Origin of the sequence: Burkholderia sp. AU33803 (assembly GCF_002223095.1) — a bacterium.
Taxonomy (GTDB): domain Bacteria; phylum Pseudomonadota; class Gammaproteobacteria; order Burkholderiales; family Burkholderiaceae; genus Burkholderia.
Map to the genome: position 1 here is coordinate 269752 of NZ_NKFJ01000009.1, position 22492 is coordinate 292243.

The 22492-nt window shown below is 68.3% G+C and carries 19 protein-coding genes and 1 pseudogene; 8 read left to right on the top strand and 12 right to left on the bottom strand.

What is annotated here, in order from left to right; all coding sequences use genetic code 11:
- Nucleotides 1–10 precede the first annotated feature (10 nt).
- The 4 genes from CFB41_RS35850 to hutC are packed head-to-tail and all read left to right on the top strand — an operon-like array spanning nt 11 to nt 3889.
- The gene (locus tag CFB41_RS35850; RefSeq protein ID WP_039353366.1) at nt 11–757 is read left to right on the top strand and encodes an ABC transporter permease; all 747 of its coding nucleotides are present in this window, start codon (nt 11–13) and stop codon (nt 755–757) included.
- A gap of 27 nt (nt 758–784) precedes the next feature.
- Nucleotides 785–1576, top strand: coding sequence for an ABC transporter ATP-binding protein (locus CFB41_RS35855; RefSeq protein ID WP_089443946.1), 792 nt, complete (start codon nt 785–787; stop codon nt 1574–1576).
- Nucleotides 1577–1583: 7 nt separating this feature from the next.
- Nucleotides 1584–3077, top strand: coding sequence for an aromatic amino acid ammonia-lyase (locus CFB41_RS35860; RefSeq protein ID WP_089459959.1), 1494 nt, complete (start codon nt 1584–1586; stop codon nt 3075–3077).
- 56 nt (nt 3078–3133) lie between these two features.
- On the top strand, nt 3134–3889 hold the full coding sequence (gene hutC, locus CFB41_RS35865) for a histidine utilization repressor (RefSeq protein WP_089443948.1): 756 nt from the start codon (nt 3134–3136) through the stop codon (nt 3887–3889).
- Between the two features lie 103 nt (nt 3890–3992).
- On the opposite strand, the gene CFB41_RS35870 is transcribed toward hutC, so the two are convergent.
- From CFB41_RS35870 to CFB41_RS35900, 7 genes are all read right to left on the bottom strand, one after another.
- Entirely contained in the window at nt 3993–5327 is a 1335-nt protein-coding gene (locus CFB41_RS35870; protein WP_089459960.1) for an LLM class flavin-dependent oxidoreductase, read from the bottom strand.
- Between the two features lie 28 nt (nt 5328–5355).
- Complete coding sequence (locus CFB41_RS35875; protein WP_089459961.1) at nt 5356–7056, bottom strand: ABC transporter ATP-binding protein; 1701 nt, start codon at nt 7054–7056, stop codon at nt 5356–5358.
- On the bottom strand, nt 7053–7922 hold the full coding sequence (locus tag CFB41_RS35880; protein WP_089459962.1) for an ABC transporter permease: 870 nt from the start codon (nt 7920–7922) through the stop codon (nt 7053–7055). Before CFB41_RS35880 ends, CFB41_RS35875 begins: the two co-directional genes overlap by 4 nt.
- A 13-nt stretch (nt 7923–7935) precedes the next feature.
- Nucleotides 7936–8955, bottom strand: coding sequence for an ABC transporter permease (locus CFB41_RS35885; RefSeq protein ID WP_089459963.1), 1020 nt, complete (start codon nt 8953–8955; stop codon nt 7936–7938).
- Nucleotides 8956–9008: 53 nt separating this feature from the next.
- On the bottom strand, nt 9009–10649 hold the full coding sequence (locus CFB41_RS35890) for an ABC transporter substrate-binding protein (protein ID WP_089459964.1): 1641 nt from the start codon (nt 10647–10649) through the stop codon (nt 9009–9011).
- A gap of 92 nt (nt 10650–10741) precedes the next feature.
- Complete coding sequence (locus tag CFB41_RS35895; RefSeq protein WP_089459965.1) at nt 10742–11317, bottom strand: GNAT family N-acetyltransferase; 576 nt, start codon at nt 11315–11317, stop codon at nt 10742–10744.
- Nucleotides 11314–12465: an MsnO8 family LLM class oxidoreductase gene (locus tag CFB41_RS35900; protein WP_089459966.1), complete on the bottom strand. Its 1152-nt coding sequence runs from the start codon at nt 12463–12465 to the stop codon at nt 11314–11316. Before CFB41_RS35900 ends, CFB41_RS35895 begins: the two co-directional genes overlap by 4 nt.
- A gap of 326 nt (nt 12466–12791) precedes the next feature.
- Between CFB41_RS35900 and CFB41_RS35910 the strand changes: the two genes are divergently transcribed.
- Nucleotides 12792–14099, top strand: a complete 1308-nt coding sequence (locus CFB41_RS35910; protein ID WP_089459967.1) for an NtaA/DmoA family FMN-dependent monooxygenase — start codon at nt 12792–12794, stop codon at nt 14097–14099.
- A 93-nt stretch (nt 14100–14192) separates the two neighbouring features.
- On the top strand, nt 14193–14807 hold the full coding sequence (locus CFB41_RS35915) for a pyridoxamine 5'-phosphate oxidase family protein (protein ID WP_256941388.1): 615 nt from the start codon (nt 14193–14195) through the stop codon (nt 14805–14807).
- Nucleotides 14808–15030: 223 nt separating this feature from the next.
- Here CFB41_RS35915 and CFB41_RS35920 read toward each other — a convergent pair whose 3' ends face one another.
- From CFB41_RS35920 to CFB41_RS35935, 5 genes and pseudogenes are all read right to left on the bottom strand, one after another.
- On the bottom strand, nt 15031–16218 hold the full coding sequence (locus CFB41_RS35920) for a zinc ribbon domain-containing protein (RefSeq protein ID WP_089459969.1): 1188 nt from the start codon (nt 16216–16218) through the stop codon (nt 15031–15033).
- A 29-nt stretch (nt 16219–16247) separates the two neighbouring features.
- Nucleotides 16248–16931: a hypothetical protein gene (locus tag CFB41_RS35925; RefSeq protein ID WP_256941389.1), complete on the bottom strand. Its 684-nt coding sequence runs from the start codon at nt 16929–16931 to the stop codon at nt 16248–16250.
- A 19-nt stretch (nt 16932–16950) separates the two neighbouring features.
- Nucleotides 16951–18138: a hypothetical protein gene (locus CFB41_RS35930; RefSeq protein WP_256941390.1), complete on the bottom strand. Its 1188-nt coding sequence runs from the start codon at nt 18136–18138 to the stop codon at nt 16951–16953.
- Nucleotides 18139–18186: 48 nt separating this feature from the next.
- Nucleotides 18187–18354 (bottom strand): annotated as a pseudogene (locus CFB41_RS39030) (zinc-ribbon domain-containing protein); the annotation flags it as partial.
- A gap of 577 nt (nt 18355–18931) precedes the next feature.
- On the bottom strand, nt 18932–19636 hold the full coding sequence (locus CFB41_RS35935) for a hypothetical protein (protein WP_089459972.1): 705 nt from the start codon (nt 19634–19636) through the stop codon (nt 18932–18934).
- 118 nt (nt 19637–19754) lie between these two features.
- On the opposite strand from CFB41_RS35935, the gene CFB41_RS35940 reads away from it, so the two are divergent.
- Both CFB41_RS35940 and CFB41_RS35945 read left to right on the top strand, forming a co-directional pair.
- Nucleotides 19755–20150, top strand: a complete 396-nt coding sequence (locus tag CFB41_RS35940; protein WP_256941391.1) for a hypothetical protein — start codon at nt 19755–19757, stop codon at nt 20148–20150.
- 836 nt (nt 20151–20986) lie between these two features.
- On the top strand, nt 20987–22480 hold the full coding sequence (locus CFB41_RS35945; RefSeq protein WP_089460142.1) for an NAD-dependent succinate-semialdehyde dehydrogenase: 1494 nt from the start codon (nt 20987–20989) through the stop codon (nt 22478–22480).
- Nucleotides 22481–22492: the final 12 nt, after the last annotated feature.

Here is a 22492-nt window from a genome sequence, read left to right on the forward strand (position 1 = left end):
CGGAGCGCCCATGTCACTCGATTTCGATTTCCTGTTCGACACGCTGCGCCAGCTGCTCGCGGCAGTACCGACCACGCTCGGCCTGTTCTTCGCGTCGCTCGTGCTCGGCGGCCTGCTGTCGCTCGTGATCGTCACGATGCGCGTGTCGCCGCGCTGGCTGCCGAACCGCTTCGCGCGTGCCTACATCCTGGTGTTTCGCGGCTCGCCGCTGCTGATCCAGATGTTTCTCGTGTACTACGGGCTCGGCCAGTTCGGCGTGATCCGCGAGAGCTTCATGTGGCCGCTGCTGCGCGAGCCGTACGTGTGCGCGGTGCTGTCGCTCGCGCTGTGTACGGCCGGCTACACGGCCGAGATCCTGCGCGGCGGGCTGATGGCCGTGCCGGTCGGGCAGATCGAGGCCGGCTATTCGATCGGCCTGTCGGGCTTCGCGCTGCTGCGCCGGGTGATCGGCCCGATCGCGCTGCGTCAGTGCCTGCCCGCGTATTCGACCGAAGCCGTGCTGCTGGTGAAGTCCACCGCGCTCGCCAGCCTCGTGACCGTGTGGGAGGTGACGGGCGTCGCGCAGCAGATCATCCAGCAAACCTACCGGACGACCGAGGTATTCGTGTGTGCGGCCCTCATCTACCTGGGCCTTAACTTCATCGTCGTCCGCCTGCTCGGCGCGCTCGAATGGCGGCTGTCGGGCCACCTGCGCGCGCCGAAGCCGTCCGGTGCACCCGCGGCCGACGCACGCAATGCGCGACGTGTCGCATCCTGACCGCGTCCTTCCTTCCAGGAGAAATCGATGAACTCTGCAGCTCCCGTCGCCCTGTCGGTCAGGAACATCCACAAGTCGTTCGGCGATCACCACGTGCTGAAGGGCATTTCGCTCGACGCGCACGAAGGCGACGTCATCTCGATCCTCGGTGCGAGCGGTTCGGGCAAGAGCACCTTCCTGCGCTGCCTGAACCTGCTCGAAACGCCCGACGACGGCTCCGTCGCGCTCGCCGGCGAGGAACTGAAGATGAAACGCGCGCGCGACGGCAAGCTGCATCCGGGCGACCGGCGTCAGGTCGACCGCATCCGCTCGCAGCTCGGGATGGTGTTCCAGAACTTCAACCTGTGGTCGCACATGACCGTGCTCGACAATCTCGTCGAAGGGCCGCTGCGCGTGCAGAAGCGCAGTCGCGCGGAAGCGGTCGAGGAAGCGGAGGCGCTGCTCGCGCGCGTCGGCCTCGCGGACAAGCGTGGCTACTATCCGGCCCATCTGTCGGGCGGCCAGCAGCAGCGGGTCGCGATCGCGCGGGCGCTCGCGATGCATCCGAAGGTGATGCTGTTCGACGAACCGACTTCCGCGCTCGATCCGGAGCTGGTCGGCGAGGTGCTGCGCGTGATGCGCTCGCTCGCGGAGGAAGGGCGCACGATGCTGGTCGTCACGCACGAAATGGGCTTCGCGCGGCATGTGTCGAACCGCGTGATGTTCCTGCATCAGGGCGAGGTCGATGCGGACGGCACGCCGGGCGAACTGTTCGGCGGCCAGTGCTCCGAACGCTTCCGCCAGTTCGTGTCGAGCCATCATGATCGCGCCGCGAACTGAGGCCGCCATGACCGTATTCCGTTCGGCCCGGCCGCTCGACTGGCGGCAGATCGCGGCGGTGGCGGCCGGCGCGCCGCTCGCGTTGACCGACGACGCGCGCGGGCGAGTCGTCGCGGCGCGCGAACTCGTCGACGCAATCGTCGCGCGCGGCATTCGCGCGTACGGCGTCAACACGGGCGTCGGTGCGCTGTGCGACGTGATCGTGTCGCCCGAGCAGCAGGGCACGCTGTCGCGCAACATCCTGATGAGCCACGCGGTCGGCGTCGGCGCGCCGCTCGGTGCGGCGGAAACGCGCGCGATCATCGCGGCCGCGATCAACAACTACGCGCACGGGCATTCCGGCGTGCGCGCCGACATCGTCGACCAGCTGGTCGCGCTGCTCGAGCACGATTGCCTGCCGGAAGTGCCGGCGCACGGGTCGGTCGGCTATCTGACCCACATGGCGCACGTCGCGCTCGTCTGTATCGGCCACGGCCACGCGCGTCATCGCGGCGAACGCGTGCGTGGCGACGAAGCGTTGCGCCGCATCGGCCGCGAGCCGCTGGCGCTCGGTGCGAAGGAGGGGCTGAGCCTCGTCAACGGCACGCCGTGCGTGACGGGGCTCGCCGCGCTCGCGCTCGCCCGCGCGGAGCGGCTGCTCGACTGGGCCGACTGGATCGCGGCGACGAGCTTCGAGAATCTCGGCGGCCAGCTCGCCGCGTTCGATCCGGCCTCGCTGGCGCTGCGCATTTCGCCCGGCATCGGGCACGTCGGCGCGCGCCTGCGCGCGATGCTTGCCGACAGCGCGATGCTCGCCGGGGCGAACGGGCGGCATACGCAGGATCCGCTCAGCCTGCGCACGATTCCGCACGTCCACGGCGCGGCGCGCGACGTGCTGGCGGTCACGGCGGAAGTCGTCGACCGCGAGCTCGCGTCCGTGACCGACAATCCGATCGTCGCGGGCACGCGCGACGCACCGACCGTGCATTCGCAGGCGCATGCGGTCGGCGCGGGCATCGCGCTCGCGATGGACAGCCTCGCGGCCGCGATGGCGCAGGTCGCGGCGATTGCCGAGCGGCGGCTCGACCGGCTCGTCAATCCGCTCGTGAGCGGGCTGCCGGCGTTTCTCGCGGCGCCGGGCGGCACGTGTTCCGGGTTCATGATCGCGCAGTACACCGCGGTCGCGCTCGTGGCGCAGAACCAGCGGCTCGCCGCGCCCGCGAGCCTCGACGGCGGCATTACGTCGGGCTTGCAGGAAGATCATCTGTGCCATGCGACGCCGGCCGCGCTGAAGGCGCTCGACATCATCGAGAACACCACGCGTGTGCTCGCGATCGAGTTGCTGGCCGCCGCGCAGGCGTACGACTTGCAGGAGAACGGCGCATCGCGGGCGGCGCCGACCGACGCGCTGCGGCGTTACGTGCGCGAACGCGTGCCGGCGTATCACGACGACCGGCCGCTCGCCGATGACATCGCGAGCGCGGCCGCCATCGTCGCGGGCGTACCGCCGTCGCTGGCGTGACGCAGCGGCGGGGCGACGCTCGGCAGGTCATCCCATCTTCATTCGATCGAGGGCGCATGAACGAAGCGGAACGATACACGGCGGCCCGGCCGGGGGCCGTACCGGGCGACGACGTGCCGGCGCGCGCGCTGCCGGCCTACCAGCAGATCAAGCGCTACGTGGTCGAGCGGATCGCGAACGGCGACTGGAAGCCCGGCGGCGCGATTCCGACCGAGGCCGAACTGGTCAAGGAGTTCGGCGTGGCGCGGATGACGGTGTCGCGCGCGCTGCGCGAGCTGACCGCCGAGCGTGTGCTGACCCGTATCCAGGGGGCGGGCACCTTCGTCGAGCGCCGTCATTACGAATCGACGGTGCTCGAGATCCGCAACATCGCGGACGAGATCGCCGAGCGCGGCCATCGGCACAGTGCGCGCGTGATGACGCTCGAAAGCAGTGAGGATCCCGAAGCGGTCGAAGCGCTCGGGCTGCGCACGGGGCCGGTGTTTCATTCGCGCATCGTGCATTGCGAGGAGGGCGAGCCGATCCAGTTCGAGGATCGCTACGTCAATCCGGCGCTGTTTCCCGCGTATCTCGAGCAGGATTTCACGGTCGAGACGCCGAACCACTACATGGTGCGGCTCGCGCCGATCCAGCGCGCGGAATTCCGCATCTACGCGCAGAAGCCCGATGCGCAGGTGCGCCGTCACCTCGTGATGGAGATCGGCGAACCGTGCCTGCTGCTGCGGCGGCGTACGTGGGTCGGCGGGCAGGTCGCGACGTCGGTGCAGCTGTGGCATCCGGCGTCACGGTTTCATCTGGCGGGGCGGGTGTAGCCAATGGACGGGACGCTGCCGCCGTTCGACGTCGTCGCCCGAAGGCGACCGTCGGGGCGGGGCGCGCACCGGCTGCCCGATGCTCGCCGCGTGCGGCCGGCATTCAGGCCGCTTGCGCGTGCGGGTTGACCGGGTACGCGAGCCCGAGATGCTCGCGCAGCGTCGCGCCTTCGTAATCGCGCCGGTAGGCGCCACGTTCCTGCAGGATCGGCACGACCTTCGTCGCGAATTCCGTGAACGCCGTCGGCGTGCCGCCGCGCACGATGAAGCCGTCGGTGGCGCGCGCATCGACCCATGCCTGCAACCCGTCCGCCACCTGCTCGGGCGTGCCGGCGAACGCGGGGCGTGGCGTGGCCGCCTCGAGCGCGACCTCGCGCAGCGTGAGGCCGCGCTCGGCCGCGTCGCGCTTGATCGTGTCGGTGGTGCTGCGGAACTGGTTGCCGCCGAGCTCGCCGAGATCCGGGAACGGCGCGTCGAGCGCGTATTGCGTGAAGTCGTGGTGATCGAAGTAGCGGCCGAGATAGTCGAGCGCGTTGTCGATCGTCACGAGCCGCGCCGTGTCCTGATACTGCGCCTCCGCGTCGGCGGCCGATGCCGCGACGATCACGCTCGTGCCCTGGAACACCTTCAGGCTGTCGGGTGCCCGGCCGCGCGCCGCGAGCCGCTTCTGCACGTCCGCATAGAACGCCTGCGCGAGCGGGATCGTCTCCTGGCGCGTGTAGATGGCATCGGCATGCTCGACCGCGACCCCCTTGCCGTCGTCGGACGCGCCGGCCTGGAACAGGATCGGGCGCCCCTGTCGCGAGCGGCCGATGTTCAGCGGCCCGGCAACCGAGAAGAATTCGCCGGCGTGATTCAGCGTGTGCAGCTTGTCCGGATCGAAGAACACGCCGCTCGCCTTGTCGCGCACGAATGCGTCGTCTTCCCACGAGTCCCACAGCCCCTTCGTCACGGTCAGGAATTCCGACGCGATCCGATAGCGCAGCGCATGCTCCGGATGCTTGTCGCGCGAGAAATTCTTCGCCGAGCCTTCGAGCGGCGACGTGACGACGTTCCAGCCGGCCCGGCCGTCGCTCAGATGGTCGAGGCTCGAGAACTGCCGCGCGACGGTGAACGGATCGCTGTACGACGTCGACAGCGTGCCGACCAGCCCGATCCGCTCGGTGACGAGCGCGAGCGCCGACAGCAGCGTGAGCGGCTCGAAGCGGTTCAGGAAGTGCGGGATCGATTTCGCGTTGATGTGCAGGCCGTCGGCGACGAACAGCAGGTCGAACTTCGCGGCCTCGGCCTGTCGCGCGAGCTCGCGCACAAAGGCCACGTTGATGCTCGCGTCGGCGACCGCATCCGGATGCCGCCACGCGGACATGTTGCCGGACGCGCCCTGGATGATGGCGCCGAGATGGATCGGGCGGGAGGTAGCGGAAGTCGGTTGGCTCATGACGGGCAGGAACGAGAGAGGGAGGGTGTCATGCGAACGCGGCGCGCGCGGGCGACGGGCGCGCGTCGGGCAGCGTGGGCAGCGCGTCGAGCAGCGACGCGGTGTACGGATGCGACGGCGCGGCGAACACCGTGCCGACCGGGCCGCTTTCGACCACGCGGCCGCGCCGCATCACGAGAATGCGGTCGGCGACGTGATGCACGACGCCGAGATCGTGCGAAATGAACAGCATCGCGGTGCCGTGCTCGGCCTGCAGGTCGGCGAGCAGGTCGAGCACCTGCGCCTGGATCGACACGTCGAGCGCGCTGACGGGTTCGTCCGCGACGAGCAGCGCCGGATTCGGTGCGAACGCGCGCGCGATCGCGACGCGCTGCCGCTGGCCGCCGGACAATTCGCGCGGATAGCGGTCGATGCAGCCGGCGCCGAGCCGCACTTCGTCGAGCAACTGCAGCACGCGGCGGCGGCGCGCATCGCCGCGCACGCCGATCGCATCGAGGCTTTCGCCGATGATCTGGCCCACCGAATAGCGCGGGTCGAACGAACTGTAGGGATCCTGCGCGATCAGCTGCAGCCGCGCGCGGCGGGCCCGCCGTGCGGCTTCGGGCACGCCGCTCCACGGTTCGCCGTCGAGCGTGACGGTGCCGTGGTCCGGCTCGATCAGGCCGAGCACGATCCGCGCGATCGTCGATTTCCCGGAACCGGATTCGCCGACGATGCCTAGCGTCTCGCCGCGCGCCAGCGCGAACGACACGCCGTCGACCGCGACCGGCGCGTCGTGGCCGCCGTAGCGCTTCGTCACCGCGTCGACGGCGAGCACTTTCTCGCGGGCGTCGATCCGCTTGGGCGGCAGCGGGATGCGCGCGGCCGCGGCTGCGGCCGCGGCGTCGCCATCGGCCTGCGGATCCGCCGCGAGCCGGAACCCGCGCGACGCGGGCGTCGGAATCGCGGCGAGCAACTGGCGCGTGTACGGATGCGCGGGCGCGGTCAGCACGTCGCGCGCCGGCCCCTGCTCGACGACCTGGCCGGCCCGCATCACGAGCACGCGATCGGCGAGTTCGGCGACGACCGCGAGATCGTGGCTGATCAGCAGCAGCGCATCGCCGGCCTCGCGACGCGCGCGCAGCAGCGACAGGATCTGCCGCTGCACAGTCATGTCGAGCGCCGTGGTCGGCTCGTCGGCGATCAGCAGCGAAGCACCGCCGGCGAGCGCGGTGCCGATCAGCACGCGCTGCCGCAAGCCGCCCGACAGCTGGTGCGGATATTGCGGCAAGCGCCGTTCGGGCTCGTCGATGCCGACCGAACGCAGCAGGTCGGCGCTGCGCGCATGAACGTCGCGCCGCCGCGTATCGTGCAGCGCCTCGGCGACGAGATCGCGCACGCGCCACAGCGGATCGAGCGACACGAGCGCGTCCTGCAGCACGTAGCCGATCCGGCGGCCGCGAATGGCGCGCCAGTCGCGTTCGCGATGGCGCCGCGCATCGGTGCCGGCGATCTCGAGGCGTTCGGCGTTCACCACGGCGTGCGGGCCGTTCAGCCCGACGAGGCTGCGTGCGGTGACCGACTTGCCGGAACCCGACTCGCCGACGAGCGCGACGCATTCGCCGGCATGGACGACCAGGTCGAGCGGCCCGACGACGGGGCGCGTGCCGTGCGGGCCGCGGAACCCGATCGTCAGGCGTTCGACGTGGACGAGCGGCGTGGCGTGCGGTGCCGGTGCGAAGGTCGTCATGTCGTCTCCCGGCGTTCGAAGCGTGCCTGCCAGTAGCCGCCGAGCGCGTTCACGGCGACGACGGCCGCGGTGATCGCGAGGCCGGGCCAGACCGCGATCCACCACGCGTTGTACAGGTAGTTGCGGCCCTCGGCGAGCATCAGCCCCCACTCGGCGGCGGGCGGCTGCGGCCCCATGCCGAGGAAGCTCAGCCCCGACGCGCCGATGATCGCGGTGCCGAGCCCGACGGTCGCGAGCACCGGCACCTGCGCGATCGCGTGCGGCAGTACGTGGCGCCACACCAGCACCGCCGGCGCGAGGCCGAACGTGCGTGCCTGCTCGACGTAGCCTGAGCCGGCGACGACGAAGGTCTGCGCGCGCACCACGCGCGCGAAACGCGGCACCGACGCGACGCCGAGCGCGAACACGAGGTTCGTGGCGCCCGGGCCGGTAAACGAGATCAGCATCAGCGCGAGCAGCAGGTCGGGGAACGCGGACACCACATCGAGAAAGCGCGAGATCAGTTCGTCGAGCCAGCCGCGCGCGAGGCCCGCGAACAGCCCGAGCGCGGTGCCGAACAGCGTCGCGACCGCGATCGACGCGGCGCTGATCGACAGCGAGTAGCGGGCGCCGTAGACGACCCGCGAGAAGATGTCGCGGCCGAGCTGGTCGGTGCCGAGCCAGTGTTCGGCGCTGCTGCCGAGTTGCGCGGCCAGCGGATCGGCGGCCAGCGGGTCGTAGCGCGTGAGCCAGCCGGGGGCGATCACCGCCACTGCGTTCAGCAGCAGGTAGACGGCCGCGAGCGCGAGGCCCGGATGGCGGCGCAGCCAGCCGGCCGCACCGAGCGGCGCACGCGGGCGCCACGGCAGGTCGAGGGGCGTGGACATCGGTGTCTCCGGTTCAATGCCGCGCGCGGCGGTCGCGCAGGCGAGGGTCGATCAGCAGGTAGAGGAGGTCGACGGCGGTGCTGAGCGCGACATAGATCGCCGCCGACAGGATCGCGATCGCGAGGATCACCGGCATGTCCTTCGACAGCACCGCGTCGACGGTGATCTTGCCGAGGCCGGGCCGGCCGAACACCTGCTCGGTGATCACCGCGCCGCTCAGCAGCCCGCCGACGAGCCAGCCGGCGAGCGTGACGGCCGGCAGCGCCGCGTGGCGCAGCGCATGCCGCACGCGCAGCGCGAGCCCGCCGATGCCCCACGAGCGCACCGTCAGCGCATACGGCTCGTCGAGCGCGCGCTCGATGCCCTGGCGCAGCACGCGGCCGATCACCGCGCCCTGCGCGAGCCCGAGCGACAGCGCCGGCAGCACGAGCGACGCGAAGCCGCGATCGCCGGCGACCGGGAACAGCTTCAGCGTGAAGCTGAACACGAACAGCAGCATGATCCCGAGCCAGAACGACGGCGTCGACGCGAGCAGCAGCTCGACGCCGGACGCCGCCCGCCCGGCCCAGCGGCGGCCGGCCGTCAGCACCGCGAGGCCGACCGCGAACACGAGCGTCACGACGAGCGCCGCGCCCGTCAGCTTCAGCGTCGGCCACAGCTGGCCGATCACGAGCGGCGCGACGTCGGTGTTCAGGATGTACGAGCGGCCGAAGTCGCCGTGCAGCACCCGCCACAGGTAGTGCAGGTATTGCAGCGGCAGCGGTTCGTCGAGCCCCCATTCCCGGCGGATCGCGGCTTCGATCTGCGGTGTGCTCAGCTGCTCGCCGATCAGGATGCTGACGATGTCGCCGGGCGCGACGTGGACGGCCGCGAACGACAGCGTGATCGCGGCCCACAGCACCAGTACGCCGGTGGCGAGCCGCGTCGCCACCGGCGAGCGCAGCACGCGGCGCCACGCGGCCGGTGACGAGGCGGGCGGCGTGGGCGCTGCGGTGTCCTGGACGGAAACGGGTACGGCGCTCGGATGGTTCATGCTCGGCTTCTCCTGCCGGTGCCGCGCGCGGCGGACCGGTGTGGCTTGCTCGATTACTTTTTCACCCACACGTCGTACGGGTTCTCGGGCATCTGCGCGAACGGGCGGAAGCGCAGGCCCTGGACGGCCTTCGCGGCGGCGATCTGGTCCTCCGGCTCGTACAGCGGCACCGCGTACGCCTGCTCGTTGATCGCGAAGTGCTGCAGTTCGCCGTACAACGTCTTGCGCTCCGCGACGTTCTGCGTGCGCGCGGCCGCCTGCAGCCAGCGCGTCAGTTCCGGTGCCGCCGCGCGGCTGTAGTTCAGCGCGCCGCCGCGATCGACGGGCAGGTAGTGGCCTTCGATGTCGATGCCGTCCGGCGGCGTGTTCGAGTTCGCGATCGAGCCGAACTTGCCGGTCTTGCGTGCTTCGACGTACGTGCCGTCGTCGACGTACTGGATCTTCAGGTCGACGCCGAGCCGCTGCCGCGCCTGCGCCTGCAGCGCCTGCAGCAGCACGTCGCGCTGGTCGCGCACGGTCGCCTGCGCCTGGATCACCGCGATCGTCAGCCGTTCGCCGTTCTTCGTGCGGTAGCCGCCGCTGTCGCGTGCGCTCCAGCCCGCTTCGTCGAGCAACTGGTTGGCAAGCTTCGGATTGTTGCCGTAGGTCTTTTCGATGCGTGCGTCGTAGAGCGGGTCGATCGGCGACGTGATGCCCCATGCGCGCGTGCGCTCGCCGCGATAGATCGACTGCACGATGCCGGTCGTGTCGAGCCCTTCGAGCAGCGCGCGGCGCACCTTCACGTCCTGCGTGGGGCCGTAGCCGACGTTCAGGAACAGCGAGTACGGCGTGCCGGTGTTCAGCGCGTGCTGGTAGGTGAAGTCCGGGTTCTTGCGGATCAATGCCGCGTCGTTGCCGGATACGCCCTCGATCACGTCGACCTGGCCGGACAGCAGCGCGCCGGTGCGCACCGACGATTCGGGCAGGAACCGGTAGACGATCCGGTCGAGGTAAGCCGGGCCTTGATGGCCCGCCGTCGGCGGCGCCCAGCGATAGTCGGGATTCTTCGCGAACTCGATTTCCTGCCCCTTCACGTAGCGGCGCAGGATGAACGGGCCGGTGCCGGCGACGTCGGTGCCGCCCGCTTTCACGCTTGGCCGGTCGAACGCGTTCGGCGACAGCAGCGCGAACCGGCCGGCGAAGGTCAGGAACGGCGCATAGGGTGCGTCGAGCGTGATCACGACGGTGCGCGCGTCCGGCGTCTTCACGTCCGCGACGTGCAGGATCTGTGCCGCGAGCTGGCTGCCGCCCGAATACGCCGGATTGCGTGCGTTCAGGAAGTTGCGCGCGACGGCCTGCGCGTCGAGCGGCGCGCCGTCGCTGAACTTCACGCCGTCGCGCAGCGTGAACGTGTAGGTCTTGCCGTCGGGCGACACCTTGTAGCCGGTCGCGAGCCACGGCACGAAGCTGCCGTCCGGCTTGCGCGCGAGCAGGCTCTCATACACGTTGCGCAGCAGCAGCTCGACCTTGTCCTGGCCGTTCAATTGCGGATTCAGCGTGCGCGGCTCGGATTCGACGCCCCAGGTCAGCGTGCCGCCCGTGACGGGCGTGCCCTGGGCGAACGCCGCGGGCGGCAAGGCGAGGGCGAACAGCAGCGCGGCCGATGCCGTGCGGCGCGACGCGCGAAGCGTGGAATCCGGAAAAGCGAGGGTCATGCGGGGCAATCCTTTACAAGTGGCATGGCGGGTGGAACGGGGCGCGACGAAGCGCGGTGCGGGACGAGTGTCGAAACGGCGCGCATGGAACGTCATGCGCTGGCGCGAAGACGCTCGGCGCCCGGAGCGGCATCCGCCGCCGGCGGTTCCCGGTAGAGATCCGGGATCAGGATCTTTCTCAGCCAGACGAGCGGCGTGCCGAGCGTGTTCGTCGAGCGGTCGAACGCGACATAGCCGTGCCGCTCGTAGTACGGCTGCAGCCACGGATGATTGGTCGCGGTCGCGAGATAGGTCGCGGGCGCCTTGACCTGTTCGGTCAGGAACTGCGCTTCCACGTGGCCGAGCAGTGCGAGGCCGAGCCCCTGCCGCTTGAACGCGGGCGCCACCGCGAACCAGTGCAGGAACGGATACGGCGTGCGGGGGCGCTCGCCGGATACCCACGGGAACCGCACGGTCAGCGTCGCGGCAGGCGCGCGGCGGCCGTCGGCGTCCGCGCGCTCGAGCACGAAGGTCGTTTCGCGCGCAACGGTCTGCGCGACGTGCTCGATCGGCGAGCGAATGATGTTGAAGTGCACGCCCTGCGGCACGAGCGGCGCATACGCGTCCTGCAGCAACGCATAAAGGGCCGGCACGTCGTCGGCGCCGGCAATGCGGATCGTATCGGTCATCGTGCGGCGCCTTCGAGGTCGGGTTGACGGGTGACGGCGGCGGCGTGCGGTGCATGCGGCGTTTCTTCGGTCGCGCGTCGTGACGCCGCCGGGTCGTTGCCGTCCGCCGCCGCACCGGCGAGCAGCCGCAACGACGCAATCCTCGGTGCGGCATCGGCAAGCGGTGTGTCGACGACGAATTCCGCGATCCCGTGGCGGCGATGCAGCGTATCGAGTTCGCGCAGCACGTCGTCGCGCGTGCCGTGCACGATCCGCGTCTCGCGTGCGTCGATCCGATGCGGCCCGTTGCCCGCCTGACGGATGTACGCGTGCGCCTGTTCGAGACTGCCGACGTTGACCGCCGGCGTGTCGCCCACTTGCACGCGAAAGCCCTGATGCCCGCTCGCGAGTCGCGCGGCCGCTTCGCGTGTGGCGGCGACGATCACGGATACGGCGAGCAGCGGTGTGCGGCCGCCCGATGCGTGGCGGTATGCGTCGAAGCTCCGTTCGAGGTCGGCGGTGGATGCGTTGAGGTGCGACGCATAGACGAACGCCCAGCCGAGCTGGGCGGCCAGCGCGGCGCTTTCGGCGCTCGCGCCGAGCAGGAACGGTTGGGCGGCGACGGGCGGAAACGGTGTCGCGTGCAGCGTGGCGGCTTCGTTCCCCGCGTCGCCCGGCGGCGTATGGTTGCCGTCGAGATGGCGCTTCAGTTCGGCGGCGAGTTCGGCGAACGACGCGCGTCGCGCCGGGTCGTAGCCGGCCTGCAGCGCGCGCGTCGACAACGGCAGCCCGCCCGGCGCCTTGCCGATGCCGAGATCGACACGATCGGGTGCAAGTGACGCGAGCAGGTTGAAGTTCTCCGCGATCTTGTACGGGCTGTAGTGCTGCAGCATCACGCCGCCCGATCCGACACGAATTCGGCGAGTGTGGGCGAGCACATGCGCGATCAGGATTTCCGGCGACGGGCACGCGAGCGCAGCCGTGTTGTGATGCTCGGCGAGCCAGTAGCGGTGATAACCCGCGTCGTCGGCGAAGCGGGCGAGCGACACGCTGCGCGCGAGTGCATCCACGGCGGTTTCGCCCGGTGCGACGGGGCTCTTGTCGAGCACGCTCAGGCGAAACGGGAGGGCGGACAATGCTGCGGCGGAATGAGGGGCGTCGGACGTCATGAGGGTGCGACCGGCGCGGTTCGAAGCGGCACGATCAACGGGTTAGGCATGCCGGATTATTTTTCGACGCCGTTTGCCCGGTCAAACAATCAAGAAGAATATCGAAAGCCGAAAATATTCGTTCCGGCCCACCGGGTGGCCTGCGTTATGGTCGATGGCTGCGCGCCTTGCGGCGCACGCATGGACCCTGCCGGACGCCCCGGCGCGCGATCGTCGGCAGCATGGTGCCGGCGCGGGTCCGCCGATCGAACGCAATCGTGGGGAATACGAATGAACGAGCGAATCATGTCAACCGGCCGACCCGAGGCGCATGCCGGAGCCGCATCATGAGCGATACACGTAGACGCCTGAAGACGCTCGTCGGCGCCGCGAGCGTGCTGGTTGCGCCGGGCGATGCGGATCCCGCGCAAGGCATGCGTCGCGCGGCGGCGCTCGCGCGCAAGGCGGAAGCCGAGAAGATCACGGGCCTCTTCACGGCCGACCTGTTGCAGGCCGATCCGGCCGGGCTCGCCGGCAGCACCGGCAGCCAGGAGCCGATCGTCGCGCTGGCCGCACTGAGCCAGGCGACGTCGTCGATCGGGCTCGTCGCGACGGTGTCGACCACGTATCACCATCCGTACAACCTCGCGCGGCTGATCGGCACGCTCGATCACGTGAGCGGCGGCCGCGCCGCGTGGAACGCGGTGACGTCGTCGGTCGGCGAGGAGAATTTCGGCGACGCCGCATTGCCCGACCCGGAGCAGCGCTATGCGCGCGCCGCCGAATTCGTCGAAGTGGTCAACGCGCTGTTCGACGCGAACGCTCCCGACGCGGTGCGACGCACGGCGAGCGGCGGCGTGTCGGTCGATCCGCTCAAGCTCGGACCGATCGATTACCGTGGCGCGCACTTCCAGGTGCAGGGGCCGTTGAACGTGCCGCCTTCGCCGCAGCGGCGTCCCGTGCTGTTCCAGGCGGGGCAGTCGGCGAGCGGCGTGACGCTCGGCGCGCGGTTTGCGGAAGTCGTCTACACGTCGCAGCCGACGCTCGAGGATGCGCGCACGTTCGTCGGCGAACTGCACCGGCAGGCGACCGCATTCGGCCGGGCAGGGCGGCTGCCGCTCGTGATGAACTCGTTTCACTCGGTGATCGGCGAATCCGACGCCGACGTCGCGCGACGGCTGCGCGACAAGCATGAGCGCATCGATTACGAGCAAGGGCGGCTCAAGCTCGCCGACATGCTCGGCGGCGGCGTCGACTTGCGCGACCTGCCGCTCGACCAGCCGTTGCCGGGATCGCTGCTGCCGGCGATCGACAGCGTGCATCGCCGGCGCGGCCGCGTCGCGATCTTCGTCGGCTATGCGCGGCAGCGCCTGACGTTGCGCGAACTGATCATCCGCGCGCAGGAAACCGGCCACTGGTTCGTCGCGGGCACCCCCGAACAGCTCGCCGATGCGATCGAAACGCGTTATCGCGCGGGGCTCGTCGACGTGCTGTCGCTGCACGGGCTCGGGCAGCCCGACCAGGAGGACCTGCTGCTCAACGGGCTGCTGCCCGAATTGCGCCGGCGCAACCTGCTCGATACCGATTACCTCGGCGACGATTTCCGCACGAATCTGGCGTTACCGGCCTTGCAGCGCGAGACCGCGACGGCTTGAACGAGCAAACGGCGAGCGGGCGGCGCGTGTACGATGGCGGGACGGCGCTTCCGCTTCATCCTCGCGCCGCAACGTCGACGCAAGGATACTGATGTGACTCACGAGATCACGACTGTCGCGCAACTTGAGGCCATCTACGGGACGCCGCACGAACGTGCGCTGTGGAAGGAAATCGACCACCTGAACGACGACTACCAGGCGTTCGTGCGCGCGTCGCCGTTCGTTGCGCTGTCGTCGGTTGGGCCGCACGGCACCGATGTTTCACCGCGCGGCGATGTGGCGGGATTCGTGTCGATCGTCGATCCGAACACGCTCGCGCTGCCGGATCGGCCGGGCAACAACCGGATCGATACGCTGCGCAATATCGTGGCCGATCCGCGCGTGTCGCTGCTGTTCCTGATTCCCGGCGTCGGCGAGACGTTGCGCGTGAACGGCCGCGCGACGATCAGCGCCGAGCCCGGCCTGCTCGCGCGCTTTGCCGTGGACGGGAAAGCGCCGCGCACGGTGGTGCTGATCCACATCGACGCGGCTTATTTCCATTGCTCGAAGGCGATCATGCGTTCGCGGCTCTGGGATTCGGGCACGCGGATCGAACGTGATCAGCTGCCGAGCGCGGGTGCGATGCATCGGCGGCTGAGCGGCGGCACGTTCGACGGCGAATCTTACGATCGCGACCTCCCGGCGCGCATGGTCGCCGGGCTGTACTGAGTGCGCGAGAGGCGATCCGCGCGCGCATCGGGGCGGATCGTCCGCCCGGATCGGGCGCCGCATTTCATGATCGCGTTGAACGACTGAAGTCGAATGAGACCCGGCGACGGGGGCCGGGAACGGCTACTTCTCGCGCCGGCATCTGCCTGTTGTTTGCCCGGAAACCGCGACCCGCGGCGATACCTGGCCGTGGGCCGCGCCTTGATGCGCGATCATGCCGCCGTCAAGCGTGACGGCGCGCACCGCATTCGCCGCAGAACAGGTCGTCGGCGGCCATCGGCTTGTGGCACTGCGCGCAGGCCGTGGCCTCGTCTGCGGCGGGCGATTCCGCAGCCGACGCCGGCAGCGATGCCGTCTCCGCTGCACCCGTCGTGCTGGCAGCATGCGAGTCGCGTGCTTTCGCAAGGTGATCGGCGGCGCGTTCGCGTGCCTGTTCGGCGTGGCGTTTCGCGTCCGCGACGTGCTGGCTCAGCTTCTCTTCCGTTGCGGAGAAATCGACGCCGCTGACCGTCTGCAGATAGATGAGGCACGTGCCGTTGACGAACGTCAGGAATGGAATCACGAGACCGATCGCGATCAGCAGGCCGTTGCCGAAGCCGTACGCGCCCAGGTAGGCCATGCTGCGGTAGTCGAATCCGCCTCCTGCCGCATCCATGCCAAGGCCGTAGGTGCCGGCGTGCCGGCCGAGGCCGCTCATGCCCATCAGGCCGCCCAGCGGGCTAGTGCCGGTTGCCGCCGAGATCGACGATGCGATCGCGGCGCCGGTGCCGAGAATGCCGAACACGATGGCGGACAGGACACCGACGAGCAGCAGCAGCCCGAACATCCGGACGATCACGCCGAGCAACTGGCGGCGGCCGATCTGCAGCAGGCGCGCGGCGGTCTGCAGCGTCGAGTTGCCTTGCCAGATGGCGGGCGCGGCGAGCGGATAGCCGACGTACCCCATGCCGGCGAAGATCGCGCCCGCGGCGATCGCCGCGACCGGATACGCGATCGCGTACAGCAGCGGGCCGACGCCCGGGATCTTGCAGACCAGGAACACGATCAGCAGCGCGAGCAGCAGCAGGATCCAGCCGACCACGAGCAGCACGCCGATGCCGACGAGGCGGTGGACGCTGAACGTCGCCTGCAGCAGTGCATCGACGAATCCGACCGACTCACCCTGTGCATCGCGCATCAGCACGATGCCGACCGCGGAATAGCCGATCAGCGAGATCGCGAGCGTCGCGATGACGAACAGCAGGCCGAGCACGGGGCTGTGACCGATCACCTGGATCGTGAGCATGACCATCAGCATGCTGGCGACCAGCGCGAACGCGCACATCGCGAGTGCGCGCCAGTTCGTGACGGCCTCGGCGGCGCGCAGCAGGCCGAACTTTCCCGACACGGGGGCTTGATCGAGCGTTGACATCGTTGAATCTCCTTGCAGGTGCGGGCCGGTCAGTGAGCGGCGGGGGCGTCGAGCAGCGCGACGACGGTGACGCCGTCGACCTGCGCGAGCTGGATGCTGGATTGCCGGGTCGAGCCCGGCTTGCCGTTCAGGTAGACCTGGCTTTTCAGCGTGTACGTGCCTTGCGGCGCACCCGACGGCAGTTTCAGCGTGAAGCTGTTGTCGAATTCGCCGCTGCCCGGCGTCGCGTTGACGATCTTCTCGCCGCGCTTGAACTGCTCGCCCGACGGCGCGTAGACGGTCACGACTTCCTTCACTTCCTGGACGGGCTCGTTCGTGCCGGACACCGCGCGAATCTGCGAGGCCAGCTTGATCGGCTCGCCGGCCTTGACCGCCGAGCGCGGCGTTACAACCGTGGTGTAGGCGTCGATCTTCGCGTACGGCGGCAGGTTGTTGCGGTTGTTCGCGCGGTAATCGCGATCGACTTCGGCCGCCGTCTTCGTCTGCCGCGTCGCGACTTCGATCACGGCGCACGCGGCGAGCCCGGCCACCGCGCCGCCGATCGCGCCCTTGGTGCCGCCGATCAGCGCACCGACCAGCGCGCCGCCGGCGCCGAGCGCGGTACAGCGCAACACGGATTCGGACGAAATCCCGCCGGTGCCGTTCTGGGTGGCGCAGCCGCTGGCGAGCAAGGTGACCGCGCAGGCCGCGGCGAGGGTCTTCTGGATTGTCATGTCGGTTTTCTCCGGCGCTTCATTCAAGTGTGCTGTTGTTGCGCAGTGCATCCATCTGCCGCGCCTTTGCCTTGGCGATCAACGTCTTCGCCGGACGGTTGCCCGGATCGATCGCCAGGACGCTTTCCGCTGTCGCGATCGCCTTGTCGTACTGGCCGCGCGACAGGTCGCCCTGCGCGCGTTTCAGCAGGCCGTCGACGGCGGGCGCGGCAGAATTGGCCGCCGCGGACGGGCGGGCCGGCGTCGGGTGTGGCTTGCTGCGCGGCGCCTCTGCAACGGTGGCGGGGGCTGGGGTGGCCGGCGTGGGCGTGTCGTCCTGCAGTTTCGCGAAGGGCGACGGTTGCTGCGCGTTCGCGGATGCCGGCGGCGCGTTCGACGCTGGTGGTGTCGCGGGTACCGGGGCCGTCGCGACATTCGTGACGACGGCCAGGCCCGACGCGGGCGCGGTCATGGCGGCGGCGGCCGTATCGGTCGGTGCGGACGCCGGTGCGTCGGGCGGTGTCGTCGCAACAGTCGCGCCGGTGGAGGCGGAACCCGGTTCCGTGATGTCCGATGCGGCGTTGGCCGTGAACGCAGGAACCGTGGATGCAGCAACCGGTTCGGGCGTTGCAGGTGCGCTCGCCTGGCGGCCGTGCCACCAGAACGCACCACCCGCGCAGGCGACGGCGACCGCGACGCCGGCTGCGACGATCTTGAGTCTTGCAGACGTAGCGTCGTTCGTCGTCGGGGTCTGCGGTTTCGGCGGCGGCACGACACCGGAATGCGGACGCATGGGTTCGGCCAACGCCGACGTCACATCGTCATCCGGTACGCCGTGAAGCTTGGCAGTCGCATCGACCCCGTCTGTATCGTCGTCGGCGAGTGCCGCTGCGGTATTCGCCGATACGCCCGCAGGCGCGGGTTGCGCATCCGTACCGACAGGCGAGGATTGCGACGCAGCGACCGCGTCGCCCCGCTGGTCTGCCGCTGCGACGGGCGTGGCAGTGGCCGCGGCGTCGTGCGATTGCAGCGGTGCGTTCGCACGCCCCGATACCGGATCGGCGATGTTCGCGACGTGCGCGAGGTCGTTCCCTGCAGTGTTCGCCGCGATCGATTCGACGCTGATGTCCGCTTGCGTATCTTGCGCGTCGACGGTGACGTAGGCAGATTCGTGAGCGGATCCAGCGGCCACGTGTGCGGGTTGCAGTGCGGGCTCGGCCGGCGGCACGGGCGCTTCCGCCTCGATCGCACCGGCGTCATTGACCGATGCGACGGGGGTCCCGCACTTGTTGCAGAAACGCTGGTTCGGCGTCAGCGCGGCGTGGCAGTTCCGGCACGGTGCGCAGGCCGCTTCGGCCCGGATGGCCGCAACCGGCGTTCCGCATTGCTTGCAGAACTTGAGACCGTCGGGCAGATCGGTTCCGCAGTGGGTACACGCGGTCATAATTCAGTAATCCTCTTCTTTTGATCGAGCGACGTGACGACGCCGTGCGGGCATGCGCACGTTTGTCCGAATCGCGGGATAGCGGCGTACCGGCCGCGTGCTACGAAGACGAGCGACGCGGAACGGGCCGCTCAGCGCGCGATATCAGTCGGAATGGGTTCGGCCGCGCGGAAAGTGTCGGCGTAGAGAAGAAGAGATCCGGCCCACGTGATTGGAACGTGTGGCGCAACGGATCCGGATGCACCGGTATTGAATGGCGAGTTCAAGCTTTCCCCGTATCAGTCGCCGGACTGAATCCGGCTGACTGTTTTCATTATTTCGATTGATAATACAAATGGTCTTCTGCAGCGGATACTACACCGAAATTACGCGGCTTTGCCATCCGTCAGGCACGTGACGGAGCGTGTATTCGCGTGCAAAGCCGACCGGATGCGCCGCGCGCACCGTTACCAGCCTGGTGGTGTATTCATCGCGGTGACCAGGCGGTTAGCCCAACGGCGCTCGCTGCTTGCGTCTATCGTGCTCAACAGAAGTCTGTCCAGCGTGCCACGGCAACGCCGAGGTGTGCCCCGAACAATCAGTCAACCCGATACCAGCGGCCAGATTCCGGACACACAGCGGCTGGTGCGCCGTTCGACCAGACTTGCTCCTCATCCAGGTGCAGCGAGGTCGAAGGGGCGATGTCGAAGACTACCTTCAGTGCTTGCTCGACATGGGCATCTTCGATGGGAAGCTCCCAAGTCAGGAATATCTGGATGCAATCCTGGTCCGTCGCGAAGTCGGCCGCATTAAAGCCGCTGCTGCGGCGCTGAATGACGCCATGAGGTTGGCCGGTATCGAATATCACAGCTATCCCCCGGGTCAGGGGAATGCGATGGCCCGTAGAGGGAAAATGCAAGTCCAGCCCCCGGTCCTCGCTCAGGAATAGATTGCAGAAGGCCGCACCGCCATATTGCGCACCGTCATGATGGTACTTCGCGCCACGACAAGCCATGAGGGCTACGTCGCTGGAGGCAAGCACGGTGGGCAGTCCTAGTGCGCACGTCCAGTCGGACATTGCTTGCACGCAGCGCTTATAGTCCGGCCAGCGCGCTTGCGTTCGCGCCAAAGGCATCGCCTCGACGTCCCCGGGTTCCAGGACGAGCCGCGACGATGTTTCTCTTTCCCAGTCTGCAAGCACGCGTGCGGAGGGAACGGGCACGTCGACCGTGCCTGATAGAACGATGTCACTTACGCGTCGACTGCGGATGGCGTCGCCGCTCCAGAAATAGGAAGTCAGCATGTCTCGAATTCGACGCTGTCGAAGGGGGCATCTGGGCGATTGTAACGATTCAGCCGGATCACGTCGGCGAAAATCGGCCATGAGCGGTCAGTCGACAGCGAGGTCAGGATTGCCCACAATGTCCGTCCAGTATTGGAGCACTCGCGACTGGACGTCTAAAGAACGTCGTTTCCAGGGCGATAATCGACATATCGCCGGAATCAATTCCCTATCTACGATGCCGTCAACCTTAATGATCCATCCGACCATGCTGGAGCAGCGCGTGAAGCTCGGTTTCAACTGGTCTGCCCTGTTATTCGGCACAATCTGGGCATACTCCGAAGGATTGGTTGTTCAAGGAGGGCGATTGGCCGCTGTCGATGCTGCCTCCGGTCTCCTCTGTTCCTCCGGCCGTCCGGCCCTTTTGATTGCGGCTTTAATACTCTTCGTGGCAAAGAATATCTACAGTGCTCGCCATGGCAGCACCTGGATATGTCAGCGATTGCTGAATCAAGGCTACCGAGCGCTCCAATAATCAGACATTCGACGTGCGGCGACGAGCCTTGATTCGAAGCTCCGTCCGGGGTGGTCGAAATTGTCCGATTCGGGTCGATGAGAGTCGGTCGGCCCTGCGCGAACGGGCCAGGCTGCCCTTGAAGGTTCAAGCTTGAATGAACGGCAACGCAGATAGTTCAACGTCGAGTGAACCGCGAATTCAACATTGAATGAGCGGGTTTGCCGGCAGGCAGTGTACGGCCAGCAACGCGGGTCTCACCCGCGCACTTCGGAACCCGATTGCCGTTGGCGTCATGCCCTTGGCCGCCACTTTCAGGCCAGTCGTTGCGCCGCTCGACCGTGCAACCGCAGCCGCCATTCCGCGACCTGATTCACCTGCGCATCGAGTTGCCGTCAGGTAGGGCAAATATCCCCGCGCCGTTGACGGCACGTGGCGTCGCATTGGCTTGATGCGCCGCCGAGTGCATCTGCCGGATTCTCCTTGGCATTGCAGTCACCGAGCTACTCCCCGGCCTCGCATAGTCATCTCCCAACGAGTCACCGATAGCCCGTGCAACTACTGAGTTGCTGCGAAAAATGGTTTATGGTCAAATGACCATGTCAAGTGACCCATATGTTTGTTTCATCCCCAATTGGCAGCCGCTGCTCGATCGCGGATGGTCCAGGCGTGGGCAACATTTTGCGAAGGCGTCCGGGTGGCGCGGAGATTGACGCGCATCGGCCACCGGAAGTTTGGCGAAATCCCGGGAGATGGAGCAGGCGTCCGAATATCGACGCCTGGGCAGCTTTCGCCCATCGGCTGAAAGCGCCAGGGTTGAAAAACAAGAATTTCTGGAGACGGTGCTCGTGAACGAAATGCACAGCAGGACGAACCAAGCGATTGACCCTTCGGCGCTACGCGCCCAACTGCGAGACGGCTCCTTGCTTGAGACGCGTGCGTGGCTGGCGTCGGGATGGGCGGAGGGCACGGATGGCCGTTCGTTTCCCGTCACGAATCCGGCCACGGGTGCCATCCTGGCCCGCGTGGCCAGCCTCGGCGCCGCGGAGGTCGAGCAAGCCATTGCCGCATCGGCGCTGGCACAGCAAAGCTGGCAGAAGCGGGCCAGCCACGAGCGCGCGAAGCTCCTGCGCGCCTGGTACGACCTGATCGTGGCGAATGCCGACGATCTCGCACTGATCATGACGTCGGAGCAGGGCAAGCCGTTGGCGGAGGCGCGCGGCGAAATCATGTATGCGGCTTCTTTCGTCGAGTGGTTCGCCGAAGAAGCGAAGCGTGTCTACGGCGACGTCATGCCGCACCCGCAAGGCGACAAGCGCATCGTCGTCATTCGTCAGCCGATCGGCGTGTGTGCCGCGATCACGCCGTGGAATTTTCCTGCCGCGATGATCACGCGCAAGGTCGCGCCGGCACTGGCCGCGGGCTGCTCCATCATCGTGCGCCCCGCCGACCTGACGCCGCTCACGGCGCTTGCGCTCGCCGTCATGGCCGAGCGCGCGGGCATTCCGGCCGGTGTCCTTCAAGTGGTGTGCGGCCCGTCACGCGAGATCGGCGCGGTGCTCACGGCCAGCCCGGTCGTGCGCAAGCTTTCGTTCACCGGCTCGACCGAAGTCGGCCGCGTGCTCATGAGCCAGTCGTCCGCGACGATCAAGCGACTCTCTCTCGAACTCGGCGGCAACGCACCTTTCATCGTGTTCGACGACGCGGATCTCGACGCGGCGGTCGAAGGGGCGATGGCGTCGAAGTACCGGAACAGCGGCCAGACCTGTGTATGCGCGAATCGCTTTCTCGTCCAGGCCGGCATTCATGACCGCTTCGTCGACGCGCTCACCCGGCGAGTCCAGGCGCTCAAGGTCGGAAACGGTATCGAACCGGGGGTGCAGCAGGGGCCGCTGATCCAGCAGTCCGCCTGCGACCACCTGAATCGGCTGATCGACGATGCGCTCAGCAAGGGCGCGCGCATCGTCACGGGCGGAAAAGGCCATCCGCTTGGCGGCACGTTTTTCGAGCCGACCGTCATTGCCGATGCAACGCCGGCCATGCGTCTCGCGCGCGAGGAACTCTTCGGTCCCGTCGGCCCGGTGTTCCGTTTCGAGGATGAAGCGGAAGCGATCGCGATGGCCAACGACACCGAGTACGGGCTCGCCGCCTATCTCTATACACGCGACCACGGCCGCATCTGGCGTGTGGGCGAGGCACTCGAGTACGGCATGGTCGGCCTGAATACCGGCGTGATTTCCAACGAGGTCGCGCCGTTCGGCGGGGTCAAGCAGTCGGGCCTGGGCCGTGAGGGGTCCCGTTACGGCATCGAGGAATACCTGGAAATCAAGTACCTGTGCACCCAGGTCTAACGGCCACCGTCC

What these genes read in the sequence shown, in the direction of transcription:
- CFB41_RS35850 (WP_039353366.1), top strand. Translation starts at nt 11, where the DNA reads ATGTCACTCGATTTCGATTTCCTGTTCGACACGCTGCGCCAGCTGCTC.
- CFB41_RS35855 (WP_089443946.1), top strand. Translation starts at nt 785, where the DNA reads ATGAACTCTGCAGCTCCCGTCGCCCTGTCGGTCAGGAACATCCACAAG.
- CFB41_RS35860 (WP_089459959.1), top strand. Translation starts at nt 1,584, where the DNA reads ATGACCGTATTCCGTTCGGCCCGGCCGCTCGACTGGCGGCAGATCGCG.
- hutC (WP_089443948.1), top strand. Translation starts at nt 3,134, where the DNA reads ATGAACGAAGCGGAACGATACACGGCGGCCCGGCCGGGGGCCGTACCG.
- CFB41_RS35870 (WP_089459960.1), bottom strand. Translation starts at nt 5,327, where the DNA reads ATGAGCCAACCGACTTCCGCTACCTCCCGCCCGATCCATCTCGGCGCC.
- CFB41_RS35875 (WP_089459961.1), bottom strand. Translation starts at nt 7,056, where the DNA reads ATGACGACCTTCGCACCGGCACCGCACGCCACGCCGCTCGTCCACGTC.
- CFB41_RS35880 (WP_089459962.1), bottom strand. Translation starts at nt 7,922, where the DNA reads ATGTCCACGCCCCTCGACCTGCCGTGGCGCCCGCGTGCGCCGCTCGGT.
- CFB41_RS35885 (WP_089459963.1), bottom strand. Translation starts at nt 8,955, where the DNA reads ATGAACCATCCGAGCGCCGTACCCGTTTCCGTCCAGGACACCGCAGCG.
- CFB41_RS35890 (WP_089459964.1), bottom strand. Translation starts at nt 10,649, where the DNA reads ATGACCCTCGCTTTTCCGGATTCCACGCTTCGCGCGTCGCGCCGCACG.
- CFB41_RS35895 (WP_089459965.1), bottom strand. Translation starts at nt 11,317, where the DNA reads ATGACCGATACGATCCGCATTGCCGGCGCCGACGACGTGCCGGCCCTT.
- CFB41_RS35900 (WP_089459966.1), bottom strand. Translation starts at nt 12,465, where the DNA reads ATGACGTCCGACGCCCCTCATTCCGCCGCAGCATTGTCCGCCCTCCCG.
- CFB41_RS35910 (WP_089459967.1), top strand. Translation starts at nt 12,792, where the DNA reads ATGAGCGATACACGTAGACGCCTGAAGACGCTCGTCGGCGCCGCGAGC.
- CFB41_RS35920 (WP_089459969.1), bottom strand. Translation starts at nt 16,218, where the DNA reads ATGTCAACGCTCGATCAAGCCCCCGTGTCGGGAAAGTTCGGCCTGCTG.
- CFB41_RS35925 (WP_256941389.1), bottom strand. Translation starts at nt 16,931, where the DNA reads ATGACAATCCAGAAGACCCTCGCCGCGGCCTGCGCGGTCACCTTGCTC.
- CFB41_RS35935 (WP_089459972.1), bottom strand. Translation starts at nt 19,636, where the DNA reads ATGCTGACTTCCTATTTCTGGAGCGGCGACGCCATCCGCAGTCGACGC.
- CFB41_RS35940 (WP_256941391.1), top strand. Translation starts at nt 19,755, where the DNA reads ATGTCCGTCCAGTATTGGAGCACTCGCGACTGGACGTCTAAAGAACGT.
- CFB41_RS35945 (WP_089460142.1), top strand. Translation starts at nt 20,987, where the DNA reads ATGCACAGCAGGACGAACCAAGCGATTGACCCTTCGGCGCTACGCGCC.